This window comes from Verrucosispora sp. ts21, assembly GCF_002879555.1.
GTDB lineage: Bacteria > Actinomycetota > Actinomycetes > Mycobacteriales > Micromonosporaceae > Micromonospora > Micromonospora gifhornensis.
The window spans coordinates 123,335-137,166 of sequence record NZ_PNOZ01000001.1; the positions used below are offsets into that span (position 1 = coordinate 123,335).

General features: G+C 64.2%; 7 protein-coding genes. 5 read left to right on the forward strand and 2 right to left on the reverse strand.

The window, feature by feature from the left end:
* Positions 1-43 precede the first annotated feature (43 nt).
* From pglX to C1A38_RS00580, 5 genes are all read left to right on the forward strand, one after another.
* Positions 44-3,607: a BREX-2 system adenine-specific DNA-methyltransferase PglX gene (pglX, locus tag C1A38_RS00555; RefSeq protein ID WP_102655835.1), complete on the forward strand. Its 3,564-nt coding sequence runs from the start codon at positions 44-46 to the stop codon at positions 3,605-3,607.
* The gene (locus C1A38_RS30570) at positions 3,562-6,519 is read left to right on the forward strand and encodes a hypothetical protein (RefSeq protein WP_146017398.1); all 2,958 of its coding nucleotides are present in this window, start codon (positions 3,562-3,564) and stop codon (positions 6,517-6,519) included. Before pglX ends, C1A38_RS30570 begins: the two co-directional genes overlap by 46 nt.
* A gap of 78 nt (positions 6,520-6,597) precedes the next feature.
* Entirely contained in the window at positions 6,598-7,290 is a 693-nt protein-coding gene (locus tag C1A38_RS00570) for a hypothetical protein (protein WP_146017399.1), read from the forward strand.
* 185 nt (positions 7,291-7,475) lie between these two features.
* Positions 7,476-8,096 carry a DUF6642 family protein gene (locus tag C1A38_RS00575; protein ID WP_102655839.1) on the forward strand — a complete coding sequence of 207 codons (621 nt, stop codon included), beginning with the start codon at positions 7,476-7,478 and terminating at the stop codon, positions 8,094-8,096.
* Positions 8,097-8,267: 171 nt separating this feature from the next.
* Positions 8,268-10,451, forward strand: coding sequence for an EAL domain-containing protein (locus tag C1A38_RS00580; RefSeq protein WP_102655896.1), 2,184 nt, complete (start codon positions 8,268-8,270; stop codon positions 10,449-10,451).
* Positions 10,452-10,489: 38 nt separating this feature from the next.
* On the opposite strand, the gene C1A38_RS00585 is transcribed toward C1A38_RS00580, so the two are convergent.
* Complete coding sequence (locus C1A38_RS00585) at positions 10,490-11,710, reverse strand: restriction endonuclease (RefSeq protein WP_146017400.1); 1,221 nt, start codon at positions 11,708-11,710, stop codon at positions 10,490-10,492.
* Between the two features lie 23 nt (positions 11,711-11,733).
* Positions 11,734-13,722, reverse strand: coding sequence for a GmrSD restriction endonuclease domain-containing protein (locus C1A38_RS00590; RefSeq protein ID WP_102655841.1), 1,989 nt, complete (start codon positions 13,720-13,722; stop codon positions 11,734-11,736).
* Positions 13,723-13,832 lie beyond the last annotated feature (110 nt).

The following is a 13,832-nucleotide window of genomic DNA, read 5'->3' on the forward strand; positions in this document are numbered from 1 at the left end:
ACGGGTGCCGTCGTCCGATAGGCGGGGCGACTAGAGTCGTCGCGTGGTTGACCGGAAGCTGCTCTTGTCGGACCTGCAGAAGCAGGTCAAGAACCTTGAGAAGGACCTGCGGGAGCAGGCTGAGACGGTCGAGGAGGTGCGCGCCAAGCTGCGCGGCGAGTACGACCACGCCTTCAAGGTCGGGCGTACCGCCGCCACCTGGACAGCCTGGCGCGACGAGCGGGTGACGCAGGTCGCCGTCGCCTGGGTGCTCGGCACCGTCTTCGTCCGCTTCTGCGAGGACAACGGCCTGCTGCCCGACCCCTACCTCGCCGGGCCGGGGGACCGCCTGGTGCTGGCCGAGGAAGCCGAGGCGCAGTTCTTCCGCGACCACCCCGACCGGACCCTGCGCGACTGGCTTCACCAGGGCTACGACGCCATCGCCAGCACCCAGGCAGGCAAGTCACTCTTCGACAAGCGGCACAACCCGCTCTACCAGATCCCGATCTCCCACGACGAGGCGAAGAACCTGATCGCCTTCTGGCGGCGACGTGGTGAGACCGGCGCCCTCGTGCACGACTTCACCGACCCGGAGTGGGACACCCGCTTCCTCGGTGACCTCTACCAGGACCTCTCCGAAGCGGCCCGCAAGACCTACGCGCTGTTGCAGACTCCGGAGTTCGTCGAGGAGTTCATCCTCGACCTGACGCTCACCCCGGCGATCGAAGAGTTCGGCCACGACGTGGTCAAAATGATCGACCCCACCTGCGGCTCCGGCCACTTCGTCCTCGGCGCGTTCCACCGCCTGCTGAAGGAGTGGGAACGCCACGCCCCCAACCGCGACCCCCACGAGCGGGTACGCCTAGCCCTCGACGCCGTCCACGGCGTAGACATCAACCCCTTCGCCGTAGCCATCGCCCGCTTCCGCCTCCTGGTAGCCGCCCTCCAGGCCAGCGACGTCAAAACCCTCGCCGACTCGGCTGGCTACACCTTCCCCATGCACCTCGCGGTCGGTGACTCTCTCATAAAGGCACGTCAACTGTTGCTTTTTGACGACCTTGAGTTGGCTGAGCTTGAGTACAGCACTGAGGACTTGCAAGATCATCCGGGAATCGTTGCTGATGGTCGGTACCACGTCGTCGTGGGCAACCCGCCCTACATCACCGTCAAGGACAAGGCGTTAAACGAGCGCTACCGCGAGATTTACAGCACCTGTTCTGGCACCTATGCACTGTCGGTGCCGTTCGCGCAGCGGTTTTTTCAACTCGCGAAGGCGGCTGACGACGCCGGCGGAGGTGCGGGGTACGTCGGACAGATCACGGCCAACTCCTTCGCGAAGCGGGAGTTCGGGAAGAAGCTGATCGAGACCTTTTTCGCGCATGAAGTCGACCTGACGCACGTGCTCGATACTTCTGGTGCCTATATCCCGGGTCATGGAACGCCAACGGTGATCCTGGTGGGCCGTCAACGCAGCCGAAACCGCGCCACTTCCGTGCGCGCCGTTCTGGGCATCCGTGGTGAGCCTAGTGCGCCGACGGATCCGAACCTGGGCCATGTATGGCGAGCGATTGTCGACCAGGTTGATCAGCCAGGGTCGGAAAGCGAGTGGGTGAGCGTTGATGACCTTGACCGGACTCGTCTAGAAGGTCATCCGTGGAGCATGGGAGGCGGTGGAGCCTCTGCCTTGACGGAAGCGATCCAGAGTGCCACTGGCGATGTGTTGAGCCGGGAGATTGAGGTCCCTGTCGGGCGAGCGATCCGGGCAGGAGCGGATGAAGCTTTCATGCGCCCGCTCAACAGGAATCTACGCACTGTGGCTGACCGCTCGGCGCTACGGCCGCTGATGGTCGGCGAAGCGCTACGTGACTGGGATGCCAGCCCGGAAGACGCCATCTGGTATCCCTACGAGCCGTCGCTCGGCAAGGTCGGCCTCGCCACCGAACTGTGGCAATGGCGGCATCTTCTTGAGGAGCGTCGGACCTTCCAGGGCAACATGGCGGATGCTGGGCTCCGATGGTGGGAGTACATGCAGCACACCTCCTCCGCATATCGGACGCCGTTGTCGATTGCGTTTGCGTTTGTAGCTACGCATAACCACTTCGTGTTGGATCGGGGTGGGAAGGTCTTCAAGCAGTCGGCTCCGGTGATCAAGTTGGGGGAGGGGGCGTCGGAGGACGATCATCTGCGGCTGCTCGGGGTGCTCAACAGCTCGACCGCCTGCTTCTGGCTCAAGCAGGTCAGCCACAACAAGGGCAATGCCACAGCATCGAGCGGGATGCCAGACCAGCCTTGGTCATGGAACTGGGAATTCACCGGCACCAAGCTGCAGGAGTTTCCGCTGCCGGCGGCGTACCCACTCGATCTGAGCAGGGAGATCGACGGCTTGGCGCAGCGGCTTGCCGCCTTGCGCCCGACGGCGGTGGCGGCTTCTAGCTTGCCCACCCTTGAACGCCTGGCTCGCGCGCGAGATGAGTGGCATTCGGTGCGGGCGCGGATGGTTGCCTTGCAGGAGGAGTTGGACTGGCAGGTCTACTCGCTCTATGGACTGCTCGACGAGCAGCTAACCGCTCCGGCCGGGTTGGTGCCAGAGTTGAGGCCGGGGGAGCGGGCCTTCGAAATTGTGCTCGCACGCGAGTTGGCTGCCGGTGATGCAAAGACAAAGTGGTTCAGCCACCACGGGCATGTGCCGATCACTGAGCTGCCGGCGCACTGGTCGGACGAGTACAAGGCGATCGTGCAGCGGCGGATCGCGGTCATTGAGGGTAACCGCAACATCGGGCTGATCGAGCGGCCGGAGTGCAAGCGGCGGTGGGCCACCGAGGGCTGGGACAAGATGCAGGCCAAGGCGCTGCGGGACTGGCTGTTGGACCGGTGTGAGGCGCGGGAGCTGTGGTACCACCACGTCGACGGGCTGGAGCAGCCGCGTCCGCTGACCACCGCCCAGCTCGCCGACGAGCTGCGCCGCGATGAGGATGTGCTCGCCGTCGCCGGGATCTACGCGCCCGGTCAGGATCTCGGCAAGGTGATCGCCGACCTGGTGGCCGACGAGCATGTGCCGCACCTGGCCGCGCTGCGCTACAAGGACTCCGGCCTGAGCAAGCGCGCCGACTGGGAGCAGGTGTGGGACCTGCAACGGGCAGAGGACGCGCTGCCCGACGAGGCGGCGAAGCGGGAGTTCCGCAAGCAGATCCCGGTGCCGCCGAAGTACACCTCGGCGGACTTCGCCAAGGCCAGCTACTGGAAGCACCGGGGCAAACTCGACGTACCCAAGGAACGGTTCGTGTCGTACCCGGGTGCCAGCCGCGACGGTGACCCGTCGCTGCTGGTCGGCTGGGCCGGCTGGGATCACCGCGAGCAGGCCCAGGCCCTGGCCACCCTGATCGTCGCCCGCGAGCAGGAAGACGGCTGGGCCGCCGACCGACTGTTGCCGCTGGTCGCGGGGCTACGCGAGATCCTCCCCTGGGTACGCCAGTGGCACGGCGAATTCGACCCGGAGTGGGGTGCCTCGCCGGCCGACATCTACGCCGGCTTCCTCGCCGAAACCACCAACCGCCTCCACCTCACCGACGAGGCCCTGACATCGTGGCGCCCCCCGAAGGCAACCCGTGGCAGAAAGGCGAAGGTTTGATCCCTCACCAAAAAGGCGCGGAAGGTCAGGCGCTTCCGCCCTACGAGGTGAGCAAGACCTACGAACCTCAGGGCGGCATGCAGCTGCACCGGCTTGCACTGATCCTGGACTTCACCTGTGCGCGCTGTAAGAGAGCCAAGAAGGCCAAGCTGGTTGCGGTCATCGACGGCGACTGGTCGAAGCTGACCTGCAACGGCTGCTACGGCCTGCTCGTTTCTCGGCGGCCATCCGCCATGCCGGTCCCTGCTACACAGCCGCAGGAAGCCAACCCTTTGCCGTTGACCACTGAAACAGCGGGCAAGGACGCGCAGGGCATGAGGCTCGGGACCGACGCGGGGCAGGCCGAGGAGCTTGCTGGCGAACTCCGCCAGGACCTCCATTCCATGGCCCGGCTACTACGCAGGCGGGCCGCAGGCAAAGCTCTGACGCGACCACAGCGGATGGCGCTCGACAAGTTGGCGTCATCGCCGGTGAGGGCGGGCGCTCTTCGCTATGCCGAGGTGCTGGTCGAGGGTGAGATACAAATCGCCGACCTGAGCGCTGAGCGGGGCGACAAGGCCGCATTGCAGGCCATCAAAGCCTCGCTCAGCGGCTCGAGTCGGGATCTTCTGAAGCGGTATCGGAATGTCCACGTGCAACCGACAGCGCAGGTGACCTCGACTGGCCGAAGCCGTGATCATCTCGATGCCCTAGTGTTGCGTCAGGTGGCTGGCGAGGATTTTGGCACCGCGCTCGCCGGGGTGACCGCTCTCCGAGGCCTTCGTGCCGATGTCGTCGACTCACCGAAGAAAGATCTGTGGGGCTGGCTCGAAGCCAACCAGCTGGACGGCATCCAACAAACCAGGGTGCCCACCGAAGTTCGGCGACTGCGCGAGCTTGACGGCAAGGCGTTCCTTGATCTGGTCATCACAGATGCCCGAGCAGGACAGCTCCGCGAGATGTTCACCCACAAGGCTCTCGTAGAGCGTTGGGCGGCACGGGCCCAGGTTGCCGAGGCGACGTTGCGAGGCCTGTGCCAAGCTGCCCATACAAGACTGGTCGGGGCCCCGGGAAGCAGTCTCAAGAATGATGAACTCGACCGCTACTGGGAATGCGTTCGCGCCTATGCCCACGTCTGCGCGCAGGGCCGGATAGCTGAGATCGGTGTCATGCAGTTGCGGGACCATATCGCCCGGCTCCGCCGCCGACCGTCCTATCGACAGCTACGAGGCGAGTGTCTCAACCGGGCGGCAGCAGACCTCGCGAAGGCGAACCCAACGCTGGCGGAGGAGGTGCTTAGCGCCTGCACGAAACACCGCGCGATCTGTAACCTGGCGCGGACCGGGCAGTCCTGTGAAGACTGCGTGCCAATTGTCGCAGCGGACGTGAACTGGCCTCGCCCTCCGGGTGCAACTGACGACGCCGCCGATGGCAGAGACGAGGTCTTTGTCTGCCCAGGCGTCCTTGACGAGACGCCTGCGGCTGTCGCGCATCTTGTGGCGGTAGCCGCTGCCGATTTCGAAGCGGCCTCCGGGGTTGTTGGTTACGCCTGGTTGACGGAGGAAGGCGAGCTGCGCACCGGTACGGATAGGGCTACGGGCGTGCACGACAGCAACGTTCATGCCATCTGCCGTGCCTCGCTCGATCTGCTCACCGGCGCCTCGAACGTACAGGTCACCTCCAGGGACGGGCGGGCCGTTGAACAGGTTCGCCACATCCTGCGTCTGGGACACGTACCGGAATCGCTGAATTTTTCGTGCGCAGCCCACACACGTCTGTTGCTGGCGCAAGTCGTCGAACATGGACGGCAACTAACGGTATCTCATGATCCGTGCGCCGAAATACACAGAGGGGCGCAAGCTGCCGCGCGTCTCGCCAGCCTCGCCTCCATGGCTGCTCAGGGACGAGAGTCGAGTGCTGTGGTGCAAGCGGTGGCCGACCGCGTCTCACAGGAGTTCGGCCAAGCTATGGGCGGTCGCCTGACAGCACCAGATGAAGAGGACGACCACGCCTGGTGGCTGGTGGAGCGGTCAAACGAAACCGACCTCGCTTGGCGGACCGCCCTTTACCGGATGCACATCGAGGGTGGTTGGTGTGTGTTGCCGGACGGCCAACTGCCGCTCAGTTATGACCAGCGACGTCTGCGACTGCGTCTCGAGCATCGCGGGCAGGGACCAGCGGTCGTTCAACCCGTTACTCTGCGTCACCGTGGTGGACAGTGGGAGATTGCCGGCATTCAGTGGCCAGCAAACCTCCTGCCAGGGACGATCCTCACCTTCACTTGGCGGTACGACGCATCGCACCTCAACGCCCGTACCGGACGGCTACCCAACCCCGAGCGGGTTGGCGGGCTCGAGTATCAGCATCGTTACGATCCGCAGGTCGTCACCAGGGAAACAGCGCCCGGTAGCGAGCAGGACCGAGAGGTACCGGATCTCTCTGATGCGAGTTGGGTGCTACGGACGCTCCGCAAGCTCGGTTACCTCAGTGCGGAGGGCGAAGCCATTCTCGCCGAGGACGCGTTGGTGCGGAACTGCCTGGAGGTTGGCCTGCCCCGGCATCGGGCCGACCGGATCGGTGCGGCAGTGGAGCAGCTTCTTCGTTCTGGCCGTCTTCATCGGGTGCAAGGCAGCATCGACTATGACGGTCGCCCTTGGTTCCCACCGAGACCAGGTCATGTTCGTACGCCGCTGCTGCGTTATGTGCCGCAAGTGCAAGCCTTGCCGAAACAGCGGGAAACCTCGGATGAGTGGCGGCGGCATCGCCGCGGTCACTGGGTGAGCGGATTCGTCCGGCGTCTGCCGCCCGGCGCGCAGGCTTCCGCCGAGCAGATAGAGGCCCACCGAGATGCCGTCCGCGCTCACGAGCTGGTAGCCCGGGATCTCCCAGAAGGCTTTACCTATGTCAGGCGTCACCGCCGCGCACGCCGCTGACCCACATTCAATCGGAGGTGTAGGTTGTCCGATCCGACGGAATCCAGTTCCGCTGCCCCTTGGTGGACTGCAGACGACGTGGCCGAAGTGGCCGAGGCTCTGGAGTCTCGACGCTCTCGGCTCTGGGGGACCGTCTCACCGACGGACCTGGCTTCCTGGATCTTCGCCGAACCGATCCCGGCACCACTTCACCCGCTGCCGGTCGAGAGTGACGACAAATGGGCGAACGGCTTGAAGGGGTCGGGAGAGATGGCCTGGGCGCTGGCCGGCTGGGTCGCCCGGATGGTAGTGCCGGCGCCAGCCACTACGGCAGAACGACACTGGCACCTGTCGCTTCTCGAGGACACCACGCCTGCCGTGCTGCGGTTGACGGTCGGGGTGCTGGAGATCATCGGCCTGTACGAGTCCGGTGAGGCCGTGTGGTTACGGCTACACGCCGGGCCTGTTGGTCTGGCCATCGAAGCAGGGGCGGTCAGCGAGAAGGAGTGGGAAGAACGCGGCATCGAGATCTTGGAGGACAGGACGAAGACCCTCGCCGAGGAGAAGCTTCTTTTGCGCTGCCCCGACCTGGCGACTGCGTTCTGGTTGTTGCGACAGCAGCCGGTCATCGCGGGGATGCGGTTGTTGAGTAGCTGGGTAGCTGCTGGGCCTTACTCCTTCGAGAGCAGCTACCGCCCTGAAGTAGTGGGACGTGCGTGGCTTGCATCTGCGTCGCTCGGTGGCGGCGTGGCCCGACGCGACTTGGGTGACCCGAACGCCAGAGGGGCATAAAGATGCGCCGTTCAGTTGAGCTGCGCTCTGTGAACTGACCGCCTGGGTCTTCGTTGCGGCAGCCTGCCGTTGCCTTGTTCGACTGCGATGCGGCACTCGCGCCGGCCACTTCGGACTGTTCTCTGGATGGTCCGCAGTGGCGAGGCCTCGTACCGTTGCCGCTCTATCATCACGAGGAGGCTGGGATGCCAAGGCTCAAGGGTGTCTTTTGTGTCGAGGGCGAGTGGCAGCGTGACCTGAGAAATCGCTGGTCAGTGCTGCCGACTCTGGAAATGCTGCAGCGATTGGACAGCCTGAAGTACATCCATAAAAGCGCTGTCACCCGGGATCAGCTGAAGCACTACCTCGATCAGTGGTCCATGCACAGGTACGCGTCATACGAGGTGGGCTTCTTCGCGCTACACGGAGCCCCCAGCGAACTGTGGCTGTCCGACTCGCAATCGACAAGTCTTGGGGAGGTCGCGGGCTGGGTGGCGGGCCGCTGGAAGGGCAAGCGCATCTACATAGGCGCGTGCTCGGTGCTGCGCGGATCTGACAGGCAACTGAGCGATTTCCTCAAGCGGACGGGCGCGTCGATGGTGTGTGGGTTCACCAGGCAGGTCGACTGGATCGAATCGGCAGCGTTCGAGATGATCATCCTGGAGCGGCTCGTCAACGGCCGGAGAGTCGACAGCGTAGAACAATTGGCTGCCTCGACGCGCTGGGCGCCGTTGGCTCAGCACCTTGGGTTCCGAGTGGTTTACTCCGCCGGCCACAGCTTCAAGATCCCCTCGATGCGATCCGAAGGGTCGGCGCTGACAGTCTGAGGTGGCGCGTCATGCGTCGACCGTGCGCATAGGCGAGCCGAGTCGATTCGGTGACGGGTTCCTGACTCTGTGGTCAGCGTGTGAGATCTCCTGACAGGGTAAGGTCACTCAGGGCATCGTTTCGATTGCGTGCTGTTGTCTAGTGGCGCATGGACCCCGGAGGTGCTGGGCATGGCAACGGCCAAGCGGTGGGCGGTTCTGATTGGCGTCAACGAAAGCAGCCCCAGCGCTGGTCTGCCAGCTCTGCAGTTCGCGGAGAACGACGCCAGGGAAATGGACGCAATCCTGCTGGACGAGCACATCGGCACGTTCGAAGACGGCGATGTGCACTGTTACGCCGGTGTGGCGGCTACGTGGCCAGCAATCAAGACGACGCTGCGGGAGATCGCCATCCAGGCGAGCCCGTCCGACGTGTTGCTGGTGTACTTCGCGGGCCACTCCTTCGTGCCAGAATGGAGCACACCATCTGACGCGTACCTGGTCACTGCGGATTTCGACCCGGAAGTGCTGGTCCGCGAGCCCGACCAGGGCCTACGGATGTCGTTTCTGCGGCACGACGTCTTCGAGGTGTTCGCCGGCACCTCCCTACTCGTGTTGGACTGCTGCCAGGCAGGCGACCACATCGATGTCGACCAGCGGCATACCGAGGTCATGCGCACCTACTACACGCGGGTCGACCGGCACAGTGCGCTACTCTCCTGCCAGAGCGGGGTGGCCGCCCGGGAGAGCACCGAGCACCAGCACGGGATGCTGACCCACCACATTCTGCGGGCGCTTCGCGGGGCGGCCCAGGATGAGCGGGGACAGGTTTCCTTTGCCAAGATGGCTGACTTTGTTGCTCAACAGGACATCGAGCCACCGCCGGTGCGGTTCATTCGGGCCTGGGGATCGGCTGGCGCGCTTACCCGGCCGCCGGTGTCGCGCCATGACAGAGGGCTGAACAAACCGGCGACCGCCGGTAGCACCTGGCTCTGTCGTAACCCGCTGGAGGATCAGCTCAACTCGATCCTTCAGTTTCTGGCCCGGATGTTTCCCCCGGAGCCATGGCAGATCGAAAGTGGCAAGCGTCTGGAGATCATCACAGCAGCTCTTGCTGCTGAGTCCGCTGCGATGGTCACCTTCACCCGCAATGGCTACGGCAACGGCAAGGGCAAGGGCAAGGTCAGCTGGACGGAGCGATTCGACGAGGATTATTTGCGCCCGCTGCTGGAGCTCGCCGCCATGGAGGCAATACGACACCGTACAGGTGTCCCGGGATATGGGGTTTCGAGTGGCGGCCACCGACTGTTCTGCGTGCCCGTATCAGTCGTAGGGGACGCCACCCTCGCGCTGGCCGTGGTCGACCCGCCGCTGAGTCAGCTCGACATGGGTGAACCGTTAGCCGTCATGCTGCGCGCCATCTGTGAAACTGACCCACTCGGTGACCCGGTGCTGGCGGAGATGCTCGCGCTGACGGCGCTGCGTAGCACCTTCGGGCGGTTGCCCCTGGCTCTCTACGAGCGGGCGTTCCGCCTCTACGAAGAACTGATCAACTCGATAGTCATGGTTTTTCAGCCTGTGGTGGAACTGGATCGGCGGCCCTCCGGCGTCAGTGTGCACAGCTACGAGGCGCTGGCCCGCAGAGGCGACCCAGAACGGGGAGCGCCGGTGAAGGCGTTGAACATGGCCCGCGTCTGGGGGGACCGCTTCATCATCGAACGGGACGTGGTGCTCGCACGCAAGGCCATCCACTCGTACGCAAAGGCCGACACGGAATCCGAGTGGCAGGGCACCAAGCCGCTGTCGATCAACGTCGCCGTTCGCTCGCTGCTCAGCGATTCCTATCTGCATCAGGTGACAAAGGCGCTAGACGAGGCGAATCTGAATCCACGGGTGCTCACCCTGGAGATATCCGAGCAGGATCCTATCGAGCCGGCCCCGGGCGAGCAGTGGCCGCACGACCCGCTGGTGTACTTCCACTCGCGGCTCACCAAGCTCACCAGTGACTTGGGGATTAGTTTTGCGATGGATGATTTCGGCGTCGGGCATGCCTCCCTGGCCCGCATGGCCGAACTGCATCTCACGCAAATCAAAGTAGATCGCGCGGTGCTGCAACATCCGATGGCGATCGAGGAACTGGAACTCGTCGTCCAGGTGGCCGGGTACGCCAGAACCCGAGGTCAGGCACCCAACCCCCGTGCGGTCATCCTTGAGGGCTTCGACGACGAGGCGCCGTTGACGCTCCAACAGGTCTACGAAGTCGGGATCCATCACGTTCAGGGTTACTTCTCCGGCCAACCTGGGTCGGCGACGCTGCGGCCACTCGACTCGACCGTGCAGAAAAGGATTGCTGCCCTGGTCAGCGGAGAACAATAACTGCTCTCCGCTGATCCGGCACGGGCTGCGTCCGACAGTCAGCCAGCGGCCGCGATCGGGTCGGCGGTCGCAGCGCTCGGAGATTCCGTTTTGAGGACGTGCAAGACTGCGGCGGCGAGCTGCTCGATGTAGTCGATCGTCTGCGTCGCCACAGCACCATCGATCGGGCGTTTGCGGGTGGCGTCGTCTGGATCCTCGTCGTACTCATGAGCGATCTTGTGTCGGCGCAGCACAATCTGTCGGAGCTGCTCCTGCACCTCCTTGCCGGTGAAAGTGACTCCATCCCCACTTTGCTCGGTGAGCACCCGTGCAACCCGGTCCCAGAAGCCCTTGACGTCGTGGACGAGACCGAAGCCGTCGCGGATCTTGTCTGGATTCTGGTAGACCAGGTGACCTTGTTCGCGGAGTTGCAGGTCGAGAGCTTCCACCAGAGTTTTGGTGCCGAGCTGGACCTGCTCGACCAGTCCAAGTGAGATCGTGAAGGATTTAAACCCTCGGGGCTTGGGCACGTCGGGCTGCGCGACCAACCGGAGCATCCGGGCTCGGATCTCCTGCCGAACCCAGTGATCGAGCGCCGCGACGCTCTGCACCCAGGCCGCCCGGTACACGTCCGACACCTCAAACGCTCCCACCTTGAGCAGGTCAAGGTGCTGCCCGGCAGTGGCGAGGCTACGGGCGTAGTCGAGGTTGCGGCGGAGGTTGACGAACGGTGTGGAGTCGTCGTCCTGAGGGAGGAGTTCTTCCGGGGCGGGCTCTGCCGGATGCTCCACCGCTGGCATCGGGTCGGCCTGCAGTAGGCGTTCGAGACGGGCGACGCTCTCGGCCTGGTTGATCCGGTAGACCGTGGTCAGCGAGGGCAGCGCCACCAACTCCCGCTCGACCGACGCCCGTGGCACGTCCGTCCGGGTCCAGGTCACGGACCTTGCGTGTCGGATGCCAGACGGGAGGTCCATCCGGTACTCGTAGGGCCCGGTGACCCGACCGATGGCCACATCAGGGCTGGTGCGCCGAAGGAACAGCACGACGTCGCCTGCGGACATCCGAGACCGGAACGCGATCAGTTGGATTGTGTAGCCCTCTACCGCGCGTTGCTCGATATCGGGGTAGGCGGCCCGGACCCGGTCCCGGATCTCGCCAGCGGAGGCGGCGTCGGTGAGGTCGCCAGCTGCCGACCAGCCGACCGCGATCAGGTTCTTGTCGAGGGCGAGTTCGTCGTAGCTGTCGTCCCGACCGGCTCGCACGATCCATGCTTTCGCCACTAGGCCACCTTCCGATGTGCAGGTCAGTCCGTGCTGGTGACAGAGAACTTGATGGGCTCACCGTCCCACCGTTTTGATTCGATCTGGGGGAGGGCCGACAGCGGCTGCGATGTGTCCAACTCCCGGTCGAACACAGTCCTCCACTCCTCCGGCGTCCCGGTGACCAGAAACGGGCCGATGGTGATCTGCAGAGAGTCTTCGATCATCTCGACGGGGACGGACTCACCGGCAATGGTCACGTCGCTGTCGATGCCAGCGATCCGAGCGGACTCGATGGCGCTGTCCAACTCGGCCATGTTGGCACACCCCGCCCAGGAAATGCCGTCTCCGGAGGCGGTGAAGACGATCCGACCGCCGTCGCGGAGACTGCCGAAGAGCGCGAGGTCCAGCGAAAGCCCGGCACTGGGGTCGGCGTTTTCCACAGGCACCTCGTCCAGGTACACGGGACGGAATCGGTCCAATAGTGCATTCATGGCTTCCGCGAGGAGTTGACGCCGAGCATCCAGGAAGCGGGGGTAGCCGTCCGGAGTGCGCAGCGTTTCGTCCAAGGGCACGAGGTGATTTCTAAGTTCTTCCTCGGACAGGCTGGGGAAATACTCGATCGGACTTCGGCCGTTGATCTTCTTGCTGGCCTGTGCGGAGATGAAGACCAGGTTGGCCAGGTCGTTGACCATGGCCTTGTCGAAGCGGGGCCCGTCGAGGGTCGATGGCGGATGAACGTGGTGGTGCTCCAGCTTGGATGCGTTCTCCGTGTCCGGAAGAATATCGGTGCCGTACCACCAGTCGCGGGCGCCGCTCGCCCTGGCCACGAGCAGGCTGAGAAAGAAGTAGGGGCTTTCCTTGGTCCGCCCTCGTAGCGCTCGTTCGGTGACCTCGGCACGGGAGCTCTCTACGCTGAGGCCCTCGAGGAGCGCCCGGATCGGGTCGGCCTGACGAGCAGCGCGAATGTCCTGGCTCAGCCTGGTGTCGGTGGAGCCGCTGTAGCGGGTCCGGATGGTGGCGAGCAAGAGCCAGTAGATGATTCCGTTCGAGGTCTCCCGGTCAACGGTGTCCTCGGCGCGCTCACCGAGGAGCACGACCAGTGGAATAAGGACGATCATCGAAGGCAGCGGGTCGGACCGATTCAGCTTCAGTTCGTGCTCCAGAAGCGGGATCAAGCGTCGCAGGCCACGCTTGACTACCTCCCAGCCGCGTTCGAGCTCGGCGTCGCCGGTCTGCCGCAGCTTGCTGTGGGACCACACTGACAGGCCACGACCCAGCACCACGCCGGCCAGGGCCCGGGACAGGAAGTTGACGTCGATGTGTCCGTAGCCGTGCGCCAGCCAATGTTGCGACTCGTCTTGAAGCCTGGTGAGGACGCCCTTCCAGCGGGTCGACAGAGTCGCCATCGCCAGATCGAGGGTGCCGAGTCGACGGCCACCGCTGTTGACCCGGACGAAGATCTCCGCGACCTCCTCGTATGGAGAACCCTTGAGCACCTCCATGACGAAGTGCCGGTTGCGCAACTGCTTGATCCGGCTGAGGCGGTCCTCAATCTCATGGTCTTCGAGTGCTGAGCCCGCATCGAGCAGCCGTTGCGTGAGGCGCAACATGCTGGCCTTCGGGTCCAGTACGTCTGCCACCTTGATCCACTTCGGGTCGCGCCGGGTCGCGGCACTCTGGTTCTGGAATTTCTGGTTTTCGACGTGAAAGACGACCTGTGCGTCGGGGTGGTCGGTGAACACCCGGTGCAGTGACGTCAGTCGCTGTTGGCCGTCGAGGAGGAACAGTGGAGGCTTGGATGGCGTCGGGTCAGGCCCGCTGACGGACATGTCGCGCGTCTCGGGCGCATCGTCGGTCTCCCAGAACAGCAGCGAGCCGAACGGGTAGCCCCGATAGATCGAGTCCATCAACTTGGCGACTTGTGTCGGCTTCCAGACATACTCGCGCTGGATTTCAGGGAGCAGGATCTCAGCGTTCGAGATCTCGTCGATCAGCTTTCCGATGGATCGTTCGATCCTGTCGACGTGCATCAGCCACCCTTTTCGTTGCGTGAGCTCTGTGAATGCCGAGGCTCACCCAGGCCATGGGTAAAGGGGGTTATCCCGCACCGGCAAGCCGGGCAGGCAACAGAAGGCAAGCC